We start from the raw sequence: 15,594 nt of genomic DNA on the forward strand, positions 1-15,594 counted from the left end.
GAACAGACCTGAAATCATCCGGCTCTAGGGAGCGAGAGTAAAAGCATCTTGACGAAAAGCTTCGTTTGCGCGGTCGATGTCGGCACCGGGAGCGCCCGCGCGGGCATTCTCGACACGTCAGGCACCTTGCTCGGCCGCGCCGAGCATCCGATCGTCATGAACCAGCCGCAGGCCGATCACGCCGAGCACAATTCGCAGGATATCTGGTCGGCTGTGTGCATCGCGGTGCGTGCCGCGCGCGAAAAGGCCGGTGTGTCAGCCGACGATATTGTCGGCATGTCGTTCGACGCCACCTGCTCGCTGGTGGTGCTGGACAGGAATGCCGGCCAGCTCAGCGTCTCGGTGACGGGCGAACGGCGCTGGGACACCATCGTCTGGCTCGACCATCGCGCCATCGCCGAGGCAGATGAATGCACCGATAGCGGCCACGCCGTACTCGACTATATCGGTGGCGTCATGTCGCCGGAAATGGCGACGCCGAAGCTGATGTGGCTGAAGCGCAATCTGCCGGGAACTTGGCATGAAGCCGGCTACCTATTCGACCTCACCGATTTCCTGACCTGGAAGGCGACCGGGTCGCTGGCGCGCTCGCAATGCACGCTGACCGCCAAATGGACCTATCTGGCGCATGAGGAAACCGGCTGGCGCCGTGACTTCTTCGACAGGGTCGGGCTTGGCGATCTGTTCGAACACGGCAGCCTGCCGGAGAAGGCAAGTGCTGTCGGCGCAGACATCGGCACGCTCACCCCTGAAGCGGCGGCGGAGTTGGGCTTGAGCGAAAACTGTCGGGTCGGCGCCGGCGTCATCGATGCCTATGCCGGCGCGCTTGGCGTGCTCGGCGGCTTTGCTGGCGACGAGCAGAATATCGGCCGCCATCTGGCATTGATCGCCGGAACCTCGTCCTGCGTCATGGCGATGTCGCCCGACCCGCAGCCTTTCGCCGGCGTCTGGGGTCCATACTATGGCGCCGCACTGCCAAAACTCTGGCTGTCGGAAGGCGGCCAGTCGGCGACCGGTGCGCTGCTCGACCATATCATCCGCTGGCACGGCGCCGGCGGCGAGCCGGACGCGGCCATGCATGCAAAAATCGCCAGGCGCGTCGCCGAACTGCGCAGCACCGAAGGTGACAAGCTGGCGGCAAGGCTGCATGTGCTGCCGGATTTCCATGGCAACCGCTCGCCGCTTGCCGATCCGCATGCGGTCGGCGTGGTCAGCGGGCTGACGCTGGATTCCTCCTTCGACAGCCTGTGCAAGCTGTATTGGCGCACCGCCGTCGGCATCGCGCTCGGCGTGCGCCATGTGCTGGAGGCGCTGAACGAGAACGGCTATCTCATAGACACGCTGCATGTCACCGGCGGCCACACCAAGAACCCGTTGCTGATGGAGCTCTATGCCGACGCCACCGGCTGCGCGGTGATCGAGCCGCTGGCCGACGAAGCCGTTCTGCTCGGCACCGGCATGGTCGCCGCCACCGCGGCCGGTCTGTTCCCGGACCTGAATGCCGCTTGCGTCGCCATGCAGCAAGGCGGCAGAACCCGCGCTTCGAACCCGGCCGCTTCAGGCCGCTTTGACCGCGACTACAAGGTCTTCCTCGAAATGCACCGCCAGCGGCAGGAGCTCGACGCCATCAGCTAGAGCAATTCCAGGAAAAGCGTGAAACGGTTTTCCGTCCGGAATTGCGTACCAAATCTAGGCCTCCTCTCGCCGGCGCAAGGATGCGCCGGTCGCCGCGTCGAACAGATGCACGCTCTCCTCCTCGAATGTGTAGCGCACAGGCGCGCGCAACGCCGGGCATTCGCGGGCCGATACCAATGCGCCGGCCTCCTTGCCGCCGCAGGCGAACGTCACCAGCGCGTCATTGCCATGGAACTCGATGAGGTCGGCGGTGCCTTGCAGAAGATTGATGCTCTGAGCGCCGGCGGTCTTCAGGTCCGGCGGTCGGATTCCAAGCACGGCGCGCCGGACGCCGCGTAGATCGAAGCCCGAGCCTTCTATGGAGAAGCTCGAGCCGCCGCCTGTCAGCGTCCAGCGTTCGTCCTTCCGCCCGACGGCCACGTCGATGAAATTCATGTTCGGCGTACCGATGAAGCCGGCGACGAACAGATTGCCCGGCTGGCGATAGATCTCCGCAGGCGAGCCGATCTGTTCGATAACGCCATCCCTGAGCAGCACTATCCGGTCGGCCAGCGTCATCGCTTCGAGCTGGTCGTGGGTGACATAGACGGTAGTGGTCTTCAGCAACTGGTGCAGGCGGGCGATTTCGACCCGCATATGGTTGCGAAGTTTGGCGTCGAGATTCGACAGCGGCTCGTCGAACAGGAACACTTTCGGCGTCTTGATCATGGCGCGCGCAATCGCCACGCGCTGCTGCTGTCCGCCGGAAAGCTCGGTCGGTTTGCGGGCGAGATAAGGCTCGAGGCCCAGCGTCTCTGCCACCGCTTGGACCCGCTTCTTTATCTCGGCCGCCGAAACCTTCTGCCGCTTGAGTCCGAAGGCGATGTTGTCGAAGATCGTCATATGCGGGTAGAGCGCATAGTTCTGGAACACCATGGCGATGCCGCGCTCGCCGGGCTCGAGATCGTTGACCACTCTGCCGCCGATCGACACTTCGCCGCCGCTGATATCCTCCAGCCCGGCCAGCATCCTGAGCAAGGTCGACTTGCCGCAGCCGGATGGGCCTAGGAACACGACGAACTCATGCTCCTCGATCGAGAGATTGAGATCGCGGATGACGGTGGTAGCCCCATACGCCTTGTCGACATGGGAGCAAACGATCGCGGACATGGTCAGCCCTTCTCGCCGGTAAGCAGGATTTGCAGCTTGACGTCTTGCGGCTTGCCTTGCGCCGCCCGCTCGAAGGCCTTGATGCTGTCGGAGAAATCATAAGTGCCGGTGATCAGCGGCTTGAGGTCGACCTTCCCCGAGGCGATCAGCTGCAGCGCCCGGTCGAAGATGTTGGCGTAACGGAACACCGTCTCGATGCGCACTTCCTTGGAGATCGCCGCCGGAACGTTGAGGCTGACCGGTTCGACCGGCAGTCCGACCAGCACCACCGCGCCGCCCGGCCGCACGACATCGAACAGGTCGGCGAATGCCTTCGGGCTGCCGCTCGCCTCGAACACGATATCCGCGCCCCAATTGTCGGTCGCGGCGGAGACTGCGTCGACCAGCGATTGCTCGCTGATATTGACCGGCACGATGCCGGGATATTGTGCGGCAATCTCGAGCTTGGGTGCGGAAAAATCGGAGATCAGCACCTTCGAGCAGCCGCCGGCCAGCGCCGCCAGCGCGATCATGATGCCGATCGGGCCGCAGCCGACGACGACGGCGACGTCGCCAGGCACGATGCGGGCGCGGCTCGCCGCCTGCATGCCGATGGCAAAGGGTTCGACCATCGCGCCTTCGGCGAAGGTGACATTGTCCGGCAGTCTGTAGGTGAAGGCGGCCGGGTGCACCGCATAGGGCGCCAGCACGCCATGCACCGGCGGTGTCGCCCAGAAGCTGACATCGGGATCGACATTATAGATGCCGAGCCTCGTCGCGCGCGACGACAGGTTCGGCACGCCCGGCTCCATGCAGACGCGGTCGCCGACCTTCAGCGTGCCGACATTGGCGCCGACCTCGACGATCGTTCCCGCGGCTTCGTGGCCAAGCACCATCGGAGCCCGCACCACATAGCTGCCGATCGCGCCATGCGTGTAATAGTGCACGTCGCTGCCGCAGACGCCGACCGTGTGGATGGCTATCTTGACATCGCCCGGTCCGACGTCGAGCGGCAGCGCGATCTCGCGCAACGACAGTTCGCCTTTTTTCTCAAGCACCAGTGCCCGCATCGGTAAGTCCTCGCATCAAGTCTTTTTTTGCCGGAAAACGGAATTCAGGAAGCCGCTGAGCACGCCCAGGAACAGCAGCGGCGGTAGCGACAACAGCACGACCGAGGCGTTGAGGATTCCCCACGGCACGTTCATGCCTTGCTGTGAAAGTTCGGAAGCGACGATCGGCAATGTCTTGGCGTTGGAACTGGACAGCATCAGCGCGATCAGGAATTCGTTCCACACCAGCACGAAGCTGAAGGCGACGGCGCCGATCAGCGAGCGCGCCGCTACCGGCAGCGCAATGCGCCAGAACACCGAGTAAGCGCCGTAGCCGTCGACGAAAGCGGCTTCCTCGATTTCCTTCGGCACGGCCTGGAAGGCGGGAATGGCGAGCCACATGATCACCGAGATGGTGAGCAGCGAATAGGTGACGATCAGCGCCGGCAAGGTGTCGTAGAGCCCGATCTGCAGCCAGATCACCATCAGCGGAATGGCGACTGCCACCGGGGGCAGGAAGCGCAGCGACAACACGAAGAACTGGATGTCGCCAGCGAAGCGATTGGGATAGCGCGCCACCGCATAGGCTGCCGGAAGGCCGAGCATGACGCCGATCAGCACGGCGACGCCGCAGGAAATGACCGAGTTATAGAGACCGGCCATGACGCTGTCGCGGCCGATGATGTAGCTGATATTGTCGAAGGTCGGGGTAAACACCAGGCGCGGCACGCGGGTGATGATGTCGACATTGTTCTTCAGCGAATTGACCGCCGTCCAGGCGAGCGGAAACACCGCCATGAAGCCGGCGAAGGCCAGGATGATCTTGCCGATGAGGCGGCCCGGTCTCATGCGATACGGCCTCATGCCTGCACCCGCTTCCACAGCATGGTGAAGGTGATGACAGTCGCGATCATCATCAGCACCGCCATGGCCGAGGCATAGGACACCTTGCCGGATTCGATGAAGCCTTGCGAGAAGGCGTACATGTCGAGCGTCTCGGTCGCCACGCCCGGCCCGCCGCGCGTCATCACATAAATGAGGTCGAAGGAGCGCAGCGATTCGATCATCTTGACGAACATCAGGCTGATCAGCGGCGCCTTCAGCATAGGCAAGGTCACATAGGCATGGATCTGCCAGCGTTTGGCGTGGTCGAGCCGCGCCGCTTCGATCGGCTGCGGCGGCAAGGTCTCCAGAAGCTTCAGCACGATGACCGCGAAGAACAGTCCCCACTGCCAGACATCGACCGAGGCGACGGCAAACAGGGCCGTCGACGGCTTCGACAGCGGGTCGAAGATCAGCCCGCCGGTGATCAGCCTGTAGGGATAGGTGGCGATGCCGTAGAGCGGATGATAGGCAAACTTCCACACGAAGGCCGCCGAGACACGCGGCAACAGCACCGGGATGATGAACAGCAGGCAGTAGATGTTGCGCAGCCGCGGCGACGCTACTTCGAACATCAGCACGCCGAGCCCGATCGCCACCATCATCGTCGCCACCACGGTGACGATTTCCCACTTCACCGAAACCCAGACCGCGTTGAGGAAACGCCGGTCGGCGAACAGGTCGATGAAGTTCGACAGCCAGACCCAGGAATAGTCCGACGAGCTCAGCTCGCGGTTCTGCAGCGCAATGACGATGGCGTACAGCGTCGGCACCATCGACAGCACCAGAAGAATGGCGAGCGTCGGAACCAGAAACGTCACGGGCAGGGAAGAGCGTCGGCGCATTGCCTATCCTCGGGCTGTGCCTTTTGGGGAGAACCCGCGGCGCACAGGTCCCGGCATCCGGTCGAATGCCGTGGACCGCGCGCCGCGGGCGGGAGGATTACTTCTTCTTCACCAGCTCGTTGGCGTAGGCCTCGAGTTCGTCGAGGCCGCCCTTGACGTCGGTGCGCGTGCCGGTGACCAGCTCTTCCAGGATGATGCCCCAGCGGTCGCCGAGATCCGGCCAGCGCGGATCCTGCCAGAAGTTCACCGCCGTCACTTTGCCGGTATCGGCAAGCGCCTGGCCGAGATCGGCGCCGTAAATGTCGGCGAACTCCTTGCTGGACAGCACGCTGGTGCGGTTGAGCTCGCCGAATTGGTGCGCGTCGAGCCGGCGCTTCTCGTTCTCCTTCGACGTCGCCCAGGCGATGAACAGGCCGGCGCATTGCTTCGCGGCGTCATCGGCATTGGCCTTGGCGGCGATGGCGAGGCCGTGGCCGTAGCCGCCGCCGGTCAGTGGCGAGGGCGGCGGCAGGAAGCCGATCTTGCCGACCACTTGCGAGGTCTTCGGGTCGACCGCCATGCCCGACAGCGGCGTCGATTCGACCAAGATGGCAACTTGGCCCGACAGGAAGGCGCCGGTCGATTCATCCCAGCTGCCGGTCTGCGTGCCGGGCGCTGAATCCTTGAACAGTTTAAGATAGGTCTCGGTCGCTTTGACCGCGGCCGCGGAGTTGAAAGCCGGCTTGTCACCGTCAAACCATTTTCCGCCATAGGCCTTGAAGAACGGCATCCAGCGCCAGACATTGGCGCCCGAGCCACGCGCGCCGCGCAGCGCGATGCCGTACATGCCCTTGTCGGGATCGGTCAGCTTCGGCACGTCGGCGATCAACTCGTCCAGCGTCTTCGGCGGCTGGATGCCGGCGGCTTCCAGAATGTCCTTGCGGTAGACCATCAGGTCGCCGCCGCCGGTCAGCGGCGCGAACCACACCTTGCCGTCATAGGTGGCGACCTTCTGCCGGCCCGGGTCGAAATCGGCGTAGTCGTAGTCAGCCGGGTAATAGTCGGTGAGCGGCACGATCCATTTCGACGAGGCGAACAGCGCGACATTGGCTTCGTCGACATAGTAGACGTTGTAGTTGCCGACCGTGGACGCATCGGCGCGCGACTTTGCCCGGCGGTCGTTCTCGTTGAGATAGTCGATCTGGAAGTTGGCGCCGGCCAGTTTCTGGAACTCGTCCTTGGACGCCTCCAGCAGCGTCAGCCCGTCACGCGGTTGCGCCAGCACCTTGACCGGCGCCGAGCAGACCGGCGCGGCCAGCGCCATGGTCGAGAGGGTCGTGGTAAGCATGAAAGCTGCGCTTATGCTCGCAGCGAGCCGAATTGGTTTCATTGGTTTTCTCCTCCAGGAACAGTCGCAGGAAGCGGAAGTCTTCGGTTGCGCGATCCTCGCCATCGCCCGAGCGACAAGCCACCCATCGCCAAAATGAGGAGTTGCTAAAGGCCGCGCTAGAAGCCCCGTTGCAGCAGACCTGTACTTTTATGCATTGTGCGCTGCAAAATCCGGCCCGCCTGCACGGCCTCTGTCACATGAGTACCGATGGAGTGAGGAAGGCCGGTTTTCAGGCGCGCATCGTCATCCGCTGCTTCGACAGCTTGCGGTAGGATGACGGCGTCATCCGGTGCTTGCGCAGGAAGGCGCGGTTGAAGTTGGAGATGTTCATGTAGCCGACCTGGAAGCAGATGTCGGTGATCGGAATATCGGTGTCCGCCAGCAGCTTGCAGGCTTGCCAGAGCCGGAGCTTGGCGATGTGGTCGCTGAAACTGTTGCCGGTGTTTTTCTGGAAGAAGCGCGAAAACGTGCTTTCGCTCATCCCGGCCAGCTCCGCCGCCTCCGGCAGCTTCAGGTCCTCGGCGAAGTGCTGGAAGAGATAGGTCAGCGTGCGCTGGATGATGTCCAGCGAGGTTGCGTCGAGCGCGGGTGAGAAATCCGGCGAGGACAAAAGCTCGTATTCGTCTGTCCTGGCAAGCAAATCGACCAGTTCGAGGAAGAGGCAAAACCGGGCGAGCCCGTGCACCGTGCCCATCCGTTCCATCAGCGCGGCGCCTTCGAGCGCGGCGCGGCCATGGAAGACCATGCCGCGCAGCGATCGCTCCAGGAACGGTTCCAGTTCGCGCAGCTCCGGCAGGAGTCCCGCCGAGCCGCGCAGCCGCTGCGGATCGAATTGCAGCACGATGTCGCGTCCTTCGATCAGCTCGCCGGGTTGCACCGATGTCACCCAGTCATGCGGCAGCCCGCCGCCGACGATGCTCAGGTAGCCCGGCCCGAATTCGCCGATGTGATCGCCGACCAGCGCGACCCCGGAAGACTTCCTCAGGAGATGGATCTCGTATTCCGGATGAAAATTCCAGACATTGCGCTCCCAGGGATAGTCGTCGAGCCGCCACAGGAAACTGTCGCTCGCCTCGGTGACGATGTGCTCGAAAGCCGGCACCGTGCGAGGGATCGCGGCCGTGTTCTTTCTGCGCCTGAATGCCATCGTCTGCTCTCCGGGGCGTATGAGGAAGCGACTGGTTTCGGGTAATCCGTAGCAGTCTGTCGCCCGCAAGTGAACGATGTCTGCCTCAGCGATTTCAACGCCGGCTCTCGATGATCTCAATGAAGCGGGCGAACAGCCCGGCCTGGGATTTGACGCCGAGTTTGCGATGGATGTTGCGGCGATGAACCTTCACCGTTCCCGGCACGATGCGCATGGCTCTCGCGATCGACTCGGTGGAATGCCCCTGCAGCACCAGATCGACGACATGCTTTTCGCGCGGGGTCAGCGACAGGCTTTCCCAAATGTGGGCGCGGTCGAACTCGTTGACGGCGGCGATCGTCTCGCCCTGCTCCGCTTCGTCCTGCTCCTCGGCCGAAAGTGCGGGCCAGCGCAACCGGGCGAAGTTGATGACCGCCGGCGCCATGTCGCCCAGCAGCCTGGCATCGGCGGTGCCGAAGGGACCCGAGGCGTGCAATCGCATCAGCGACAGCACCAGCGCATCCTTGCCGGGCAGCGGCACGAAGAAGCCGACCTCCTCGGCCAGCCTTGTCTGGCTATAGTAGGTGCGAAAATACTCGCTGGCATAGAAGCGGTCGGGCGCCAGCTCGCGCATGCGCCAGAACCCCTCCTTGCGCTCCACCGCCGCGTGATGAAATGGGTCGAGCAGATAAGGTCCTTCCTGATAGAGCGTGACGAAGACATGGCTCTCGGCCGGCGAGAAGGTTTCGAACAGCAGCGGCGGTCGCGATGCGCCGCGATAGCCGAAGATAACGCAGTGGTCGAAGCTGACATGCTGGCTCAGCCAATCGACCATTGCCTGGCCGAACATTTCGCCGCTGGTCTCTCGCGTTGCCGCGACAAGGGCTGCGAGCCGGCTGTATTCGTCGCTGCGGGACGCACTCAACCTATACCCCCTCAAACGAGAAAATAGATCAGATATACCACCTGCGAGGTATATACTAGCCGCCATCGGCTCTGGTAGCGTCCTGAAATAGCCCTGTTGCTGGAGCCAGCACTTTGACCGCAGTGCCCGACATCGAGTTTCGCGGCGTCACCAAGCGCTATGGCGCCGTGACCGCTGTCAGCGGCATCGATCTGGCTGTGCCGCCCTCCGCCTTTGTCGCCCTTCTCGGACCGTCCGGCTGCGGCAAGACCACATGCCTGCGCATGATCGGCGGCTTCGAGCAGCCGAGCGAAGGCCAGGTGTTCATCCGCGGCCAAGACATGGCCGGCACACCGCCCTATCGCCGCCCGGTCAACATGGTGTTCCAGCAATATGCGCTGTTTCCGCACCTCGATGTCGAAGCCAATGTATCCTACGGGCTGCGCCAGGCACGGCCACGCCTGTCGTCGCAGGAAATCGGCCGTCGCGCCGGCGAGGCGCTCGAAATGGTGCGGCTCGCCGGCTATGGCCGCCGCAAGATCCACGAACTCTCCGGCGGCCAGCAGCAGCGCGTCGCGCTGGCGCGCGCACTGGTCAACAAGCCGGCGGTGCTGTTGCTCGACGAGCCGCTGGCGGCGCTCGACAAGAAACTGCGCACCGATATGCAGATCGAGTTGCAGAACCTGCAGCGCGAGATCGGCATCACCTTCGTGCTGGTCACCCACGACCAGGAGGAAGCGCTGTCGATGAGCGACTTCGTCTGCGTCATGAATGGCGGCCGCATCGTACAACTCGGCCAGCCGAGCGAGATCTATGACGAGCCTGCCGACCTGTTCGTCGCCGACTTCGTCGGAAAGACCAATCTGTTGAGCGGCAAGGTTGCCGGGCATACAGGCGATCTTGTCAATGTGGCGCTGGCGGACGGAACCGTCATTGCCGCGCGCAAACGAACCGCCTTGCAGCAGGGCGAGACCGTTTCTGTCAGCCTGCGTCCTGAATCGCTAAGCCTCGGCGCCACCAAAGGCAGCCCTTTCAAGGGCATCGTGCGCAACCGGATCTTCCTGGGCTCGACGGCGGAATACGCCATCGAGGTGCAGGGCATCGGAACGCTGCTGGCCAAGGCCGACCATGTGATCGGCCATGGCAACCTCTTCAAGCCGGGTGAACCCGTCGCCATCGGCTTTGCCTCCGGGACGCCGCTGGCGTTTCCGGAGACCAAGAACAACGGGACCAACCAGAGGGTAGCAAGAAATGTCGAAATCATATCGTGACGGACTGCCGATTAGCCCTGAGAACTTCGTCGACCAGCTGATGCGCCTGAAGCGCGGCTCGATCGGCCGCCGCGACTTCCTCGGCCTCACCGGCCTTGGCATCGCAACCGCGGTGATGGCGCGCGAGCTCGGCATCATGCCGACGCCGGCCTTCGCCGCCGAAAACCTCGGCGACCGCATGTCGATCGCCACCTGGCCGAACTATCACGACCCGCAGACCTTCGAGAATTTCAAGAAGGACACCGGCGTCGCCGTCGAGGTCAACGTGTTCGGCTCCAATGAGGAGATGCTGGCCAAGCTGCAGGCCGGCGCCTCGGGCTGGAGCCTGTTCGTGCCGACCAACTACACGATCTCGACCTACAAGAAACTCGGCATCATCGATCCGCTCGACATGGCCAAGCTGCCGAATTTCGACAGCTCCCAGGAGGACCCGCGCTTCACCTCGGAAGGCACGATCGACGGCACGACCTACGCGGTGCCGAAGAACTGGGGCACCACGGGCTTTGCCGTCAACACCAAGAAGCTGGCCAAGCCGATGACCAGCTGGAAGGAATTCTGGGACGTCGCCATGGCCGAGGGCGATGGCCGCACCATGGTCCACGACTACCAGCTGACCACCATCGGCAACGCGCTGAAATATTACGGCCATTCCTTCAACTCGCTGAAGCAGGACGAGCTCGCCAAGGCCGAGGAGCTGCTGCTCAAGGTCAAGCCGCATCTGTTCGCGGTCTCGTCCGACTACCAGCCGGGAATGCGGGCGGGCGACGCCTGGATGACCATGTGCTGGACGAATGACGGCGCGCAGTTGCATCGCGATATCCCGGAGATCGCCTACGTGCTGGGCAAGGAGGGCGGGGAAATCTGGACCGATTTCTACGCCATCCCGAAGGACGCGCCGAACAAGCCGGCCGGCTATGCCTTGCTCAATTATCTGATGACCCCGGAGATTGCTGTGAAGGAGCATCTCGCCAACGGCGCGCCCTCGACCGACGCGCGGGTCAACAAACTGCTGCCCAAGGAAGTGCTCGACAATCCGATCCTTTACCCGGCGGCCGACCTGTTGACACCGCTGGAGTTTGGTGCGGCGGCGACGCTGACCGACCCCGGCCGCGCCGAACTGATGGCGCGCTTCAAGTCGGCTTGAGGCTGGCCTGACGCAAACGGAAAACCGGCGGGCCTAGGTCCGCCGGCATCGGGGCGGTTTAATGCACGGCAACAGATTTCGGCACAATTTTCTGACAGCGCTGCTGCTCGCACCGGCCACGGCGTGGCTGGTGGTGTTCCTGGTGTTGCCGTTCATCGCCATTGCCGTGTTTAGCGTCGGCGAGCGGGCGCCGGAGGGCGGCTATCAGGCCGCCTTCACGCTGGCGCAGTATGCCAATCTTCCGGCGCGGGCGACTGCTTTCTGGAACACGATGATGCTGGCGCCGGTGGGCGCGCTTGCCTGCCTGCTCGTCGCCTACCCGGTTGCCTACTACCTCGCCCTGAAGGCGCCGCAACGCTGGCGACTGATCCTGCTTGCGCTCGTCGTCATTCCCTTTTGGACCAGCCTTTTGATGCGCACCTATGCCTGGATGTACATTCTGGGCGGACGCGGCATTCCCGCACTGCTGGCGTTTGTCGGCACCGAGGATGTCAGGCTGATCAACACGCCGGGCGCCGTGCTGCTCGGCATCGTCTATGGCTATTTGCCGCTCATGATCCTGCCGATCTATGTCAGTCTTGAGCGGCTCGACCGAAGGCTGCTGGAAGCCTCTGCCGATCTCGGCGCGACGCCGCTCTCGACCTTCCTAGGCGTGACGCTGAAGCTGTCGCTGCCGGGCGTCATGACCGGCTTCTCGCTGGTCATGATCCTGCTGCTTGGCGAATACCTGATCCCGACGCTGCTTGGCGGTGGCAAGGTGTTCTTCATCGGCAACGCGCTGGTCGACCTGTTCCTGCAGTCGCGCAACTGGCCGTTCGGATCGGCCATCGCCATCACCTTGGTGGCGGTTTCGGTGGTGGTGCTGATTGCCGCCAACCGCATCTCGACGCGGGTGTCGGGCGCCCGCAGGGTGGATCTGATCTGATGCGCGCCTTCGTCACAGCCGTCTTCGCCTTCCTCTATCTGCCGATTGCGTTGGTCGTGCTGTTTTCCTTCAACGCCGGCCGCCATGCCAGCGAGTTCACCGGCTTTTCGGTGCAGTGGTACGGCACGGCGCTGTCGACCCCGTTCCTGGTCGAGGCATTGAAGAACAGCCTGTTCATCGCCACCACCAGCGCGCTTCTGGCGGCGGTGTGCGGCACGGCAGCCGCACTCGGCCTGGCGCGGGTCGGGCTCAGAACCCGCGCCGTCTTCGACGCGCTGATGGGTGCCGCGATCGTCGTTCCCGGCGTCGTCATCGGCATCTCGACGCTCGTCGCGCTGGTCCAGTTGTTTGGCGTGCTCAACCCGTTCCTCGCCTCGATCTGGCCAAACGACCAGCCGCCGCGCCTGTCGCTCGGCTATGGATCGATCATCGCCGCCCACGGCCTGTTTTCGATGGCGTTGGTGACGATAATCGTCGGCACGCGTCTCGCCAGCCTCGACCGCAACCTGGTCGAGGCCTCGAGCGATCTCTACGCCACGCCGCTGACGACGTTTCGCTCGATCGTGCTGCCGCAGATCATGCCGGCGGTGATCGCCGGCTTCCTGCTCGCCTTCACCTTCTCCTTCGACGATTTCATCGTCGCCTTCTTCGTCGCCGGCGCGCAGACGACGCTGCCGATCTATGTCTTCGCCTCGATCCGGCGCGGCGTGACGCCGGAAATCAACGCCATCGCCACCATCGTGCTCGTCGCCTCGGTTCTTCTGGTGGTGCTTGCCCAATGGCAGCTGCGCCAGCGCCAGCCGTCAAACTGAACAAGCCATCCAGCTGAAAGACAAATTCATGCTCCTCAAAGACCGCATCGCCGTGGTGACGGGCGCCGGTTCCGGCATCGGCCGCGCCGGCGCCATGATCATGGCCAGGGAAGGCGCGCTGGTGGTCATCGCCGACCGGGATAAGACCAGCGGCGAGGCGACAGCGGCGAGTATCCGCGCGGCTGGCGGGCAGGCCGAGGCCATTGTCACCGACGTCTCTGACGACGCGGCGGTAGGGCAGCTCATCACAGGCACTCTCGGCAAGTATGGCCGCATCGACATTCTGCACAATCACGCCGGCATCCAGGTCGGCGGCACGCTGACCGAGGTCGAGGTCGATGGTATGGATGCGTCCTGGCGCATCAATGTACGGGCGCAGTTTCTGGCCGCGCGGCTGGTCATGCCGGCAATGGTCGCGCAAGGCGGCGGCGTCATCCTCAACACGGCTTCGAATTCGGGCGTCTTCTACGACCGCGAGATGATCGCCTATGCCACGTCCAAACATGCCGTGGTGGCGATGACCAGGCAGATGTCGCTCGACTATGCCCGGCACAATGTGCGCGTCAACGCGCTCTGCCCCGGCTGGGTCGACACCCCCTTCAACGAACCGTTCATCGCCCAGATGGGCGGACGCGAGGCGATCGAAACCTATGTCCGCACCAGGATTCCGATGGGCCGCTGGGCGAGCGCCGAAGAGATCGCAGAAGCGATCCTGTTCCTCGTCTCCGACCGCTCATCCTTCATGACCGGCCAGGCACTGGTGATCGACGGCGGCGAAAGCATCGGCTGATCTAGAGCAATTCCAGGAAAAGTGTGTAACGGTTTTCCGTCCGGAATTGCGTAAAACAAATAAGGGCAGCCGGATAGGAGGGTTCCCGCTTCTGGCTCAATCGCCGGCTGCCCGTCCTCCCTTGCCTTCATGCCGCATTTCGTCCAATAGAACGACGCAAACGCTGCGAAACCGAAGGTTTTGCCGTTTGGAAGTGCGGCTTCCGGCCTCGTTGCCGACGCGCCGCAATCGGAAAGAGCAGGACAATGTCTGCGATCGAAGCCGGCGCTCGTGCGCCGGAAAATCTTTGGCGTCAGGAAATCAGGGCGACGCTGGCGCTGGCCTGGCCGATGGTGCTGACCAATCTCGGCCAGACCGCGATGACCGCCACCGACGTCATGATGATGGGGCGTCTGGGCGCGGACACGCTGGCCAGCGGCGCGCTTGGCGCCAATCTCTATTTCATGCCGCTGATCTTCGGCCTCGGCCTGATGCTGGCGACCTCGCCGATGATCGCCACCGAGCTTGGCCGCCGGCGCTATTCGGTGCGCGATTTGCGCCGTACCGTGCGGCAAGGGCTGTGGCTGGCGATCCTGATCTCGATCCCGATCTGGATCGTGCTGTGGCATGGCGAGGCCATTCTGCTGGCCATGGGCCAGGAGCCGGCGCTCGCCCACCAGGCCGGCATCTATCTGCGCTGGCTGGAATGGGCGGTGCTGCCGTTCTACGGCTATATCGTGCTGCGCTCGTTCATCTCGGCGCTGGAGCGGCCAGGCTGGGCGTTGGTCATCGTTTTCGTCGCCGTCGCCTGCAACGCCTTTTTCAACTGGGTGTTCATGTTCGGCAATCTCGGCGTCACCTCGATGGGCATTGCCGGTTCGGGGCTGGCGACCACGCTGTCGAGCACGCTGATGTTCTGCGGCCTGGCAGCCGTGGTGATGCTGGAGAAGAAGTTCCGCCGCTACCGCCTGTTCGGCCGCTTCTGGCGCTCCGACTGGCCGCGCTTCAAGGGTCTGGTGCGGCTCGGCATGCCGATCGCCGGCATCCTCGCCTTCGAGGTGACGATCTTCAACGCCGCAGCCCTGCTGATGGGCCTGATCGATGCGGATTCGCTCGCCGCGCACGCCATCGCCATCCAGATCGCCTCGATCTCCTTCATGGTGCCGCTCGGCCTCAACCAGGCGGTCACCGTGCGTGTCGGGCTGGCGCATGGCGCCGGCAATCCGGCAGGCGTTTCGCGCGCTGGCTGGACCGCCTTCGTCATCGGCGTCTCGTCCATGGCGCTGATGGCGCTGGTGATGGTGCTGTGGCCGCATCTGTTGATCGGCGCCTTCATCGACATGACCGATCCGGCCAATGCCAGGGTGATCGCGCTGGCCGTGTCGTTCCTTGCCTTTGCGGCGCTGTTCCAGATCTTCGACGGCGCGCAGGCCGTTGCCGCCGGCATGCTGCGCGGCCTGCACGACACCAAGGTGCCGATGATCTATGCCGCGATCGGCTATTGGGGCATCGGCCTGCCGCTCGGCGTGCTGCTCGCCTTCCATTTCGGCCTGCACGGCGTCGGCATCTGGATCGGCCTGGCGTCAGGTCTGGCCGTGGTGGCGGTGCTGCTCCTCGCGCGCTGGCTGCGGCGCGACCGCATAGCACCGCCGCTTGTCTTTGGGCATTGACGGCGAACCAAGCGGTCCGCCAACTGCCCGAAGCAGTCACTGCAGAGCAGATGTCTGGTATCGCT

The 15,594-nt window shown here is 63.7% G+C and carries 14 protein-coding genes; 7 read left to right on the top strand and 7 right to left on the bottom strand.

What is annotated here, in order from left to right:
* The first annotated feature begins 48 nt into the window (after nucleotides 1–48).
* Nucleotides 49–1,635, top strand: coding sequence for an FGGY-family carbohydrate kinase (locus tag NLY36_RS17380; RefSeq protein WP_023736918.1), 1,587 nt, complete (start codon nucleotides 49–51; stop codon nucleotides 1,633–1,635).
* A gap of 54 nt (nucleotides 1,636–1,689) precedes the next feature.
* On the opposite strand, the gene NLY36_RS17385 is transcribed toward NLY36_RS17380, so the two are convergent.
* From NLY36_RS17385 to NLY36_RS17415, 7 genes are all read right to left on the bottom strand, one after another.
* A complete protein-coding gene (locus tag NLY36_RS17385) occupies nucleotides 1,690–2,784 on the bottom strand; it encodes an ABC transporter ATP-binding protein (protein ID WP_023736917.1) in 1,095 nt (364 codons plus the stop codon).
* A gap of 2 nt (nucleotides 2,785–2,786) precedes the next feature.
* Nucleotides 2,787–3,833: an NAD(P)-dependent alcohol dehydrogenase gene (locus NLY36_RS17390; RefSeq protein ID WP_023736916.1), complete on the bottom strand. Its 1,047-nt coding sequence runs from the start codon at nucleotides 3,831–3,833 to the stop codon at nucleotides 2,787–2,789.
* A gap of 15 nt (nucleotides 3,834–3,848) precedes the next feature.
* Nucleotides 3,849–4,661 (bottom strand): carbohydrate ABC transporter permease, encoded by an 813-nt coding sequence (locus NLY36_RS17395; RefSeq protein ID WP_023693094.1) that lies wholly within the window; start codon nucleotides 4,659–4,661, stop codon nucleotides 3,849–3,851.
* Nucleotides 4,662–4,672: 11 nt separating this feature from the next.
* A complete protein-coding gene (locus NLY36_RS17400) occupies nucleotides 4,673–5,539 on the bottom strand; it encodes a carbohydrate ABC transporter permease (RefSeq protein ID WP_023683583.1) in 867 nt (288 codons plus the stop codon).
* 97 nt (nucleotides 5,540–5,636) lie between these two features.
* A complete protein-coding gene (locus NLY36_RS17405; protein ID WP_023736915.1) occupies nucleotides 5,637–6,908 on the bottom strand; it encodes an ABC transporter substrate-binding protein in 1,272 nt (423 codons plus the stop codon).
* Nucleotides 6,909–7,137: 229 nt separating this feature from the next.
* A complete protein-coding gene (locus tag NLY36_RS17410; protein ID WP_023736914.1) occupies nucleotides 7,138–8,055 on the bottom strand; it encodes an AraC family transcriptional regulator in 918 nt (305 codons plus the stop codon).
* A 94-nt stretch (nucleotides 8,056–8,149) separates the two neighbouring features.
* The gene (locus tag NLY36_RS17415) at nucleotides 8,150–8,959 is read right to left on the bottom strand and encodes a helix-turn-helix transcriptional regulator (RefSeq protein WP_023736913.1); all 810 of its coding nucleotides are present in this window, start codon (nucleotides 8,957–8,959) and stop codon (nucleotides 8,150–8,152) included.
* Nucleotides 8,960–9,072: 113 nt separating this feature from the next.
* Between NLY36_RS17415 and NLY36_RS17420 the strand changes: the two genes are divergently transcribed.
* The 6 genes from NLY36_RS17420 (at nucleotide 9,073) to NLY36_RS17445 (ending at nucleotide 15,529) form a co-directional block, all read left to right on the top strand.
* Nucleotides 9,073–10,209, top strand: a complete 1,137-nt coding sequence (locus tag NLY36_RS17420) for an ABC transporter ATP-binding protein (protein ID WP_023736912.1) — start codon at nucleotides 9,073–9,075, stop codon at nucleotides 10,207–10,209.
* On the top strand, nucleotides 10,190–11,353 hold the full coding sequence (locus NLY36_RS17425) for an ABC transporter substrate-binding protein (RefSeq protein WP_023736911.1): 1,164 nt from the start codon (nucleotides 10,190–10,192) through the stop codon (nucleotides 11,351–11,353). The genes NLY36_RS17420 and NLY36_RS17425 overlap by 20 nt, the downstream gene beginning before the upstream one ends.
* Nucleotides 11,354–11,414: 61 nt before the next feature.
* The gene (locus NLY36_RS17430) at nucleotides 11,415–12,278 is read left to right on the top strand and encodes an ABC transporter permease (RefSeq protein WP_023689180.1); all 864 of its coding nucleotides are present in this window, start codon (nucleotides 11,415–11,417) and stop codon (nucleotides 12,276–12,278) included.
* Nucleotides 12,278–13,090 carry an ABC transporter permease gene (locus NLY36_RS17435; RefSeq protein WP_023736910.1) on the top strand — a complete coding sequence of 271 codons (813 nt, stop codon included), beginning with the start codon at nucleotides 12,278–12,280 and terminating at the stop codon, nucleotides 13,088–13,090. Before NLY36_RS17430 ends, NLY36_RS17435 begins: the two co-directional genes overlap by 1 nt.
* Nucleotides 13,091–13,118: 28 nt before the next feature.
* On the top strand, nucleotides 13,119–13,880 hold the full coding sequence (locus tag NLY36_RS17440; RefSeq protein WP_023736909.1) for an SDR family NAD(P)-dependent oxidoreductase: 762 nt from the start codon (nucleotides 13,119–13,121) through the stop codon (nucleotides 13,878–13,880).
* A 245-nt stretch (nucleotides 13,881–14,125) separates the two neighbouring features.
* Nucleotides 14,126–15,529 carry an MATE family efflux transporter gene (locus tag NLY36_RS17445; protein ID WP_023736908.1) on the top strand — a complete coding sequence of 468 codons (1,404 nt, stop codon included), beginning with the start codon at nucleotides 14,126–14,128 and terminating at the stop codon, nucleotides 15,527–15,529.
* Nucleotides 15,530–15,594 lie beyond the last annotated feature (65 nt).

It is taken from the genome of Mesorhizobium sp. C399B, assembly GCF_030323185.1.
Lineage (GTDB): Bacteria > Pseudomonadota > Alphaproteobacteria > Rhizobiales > Rhizobiaceae > Mesorhizobium.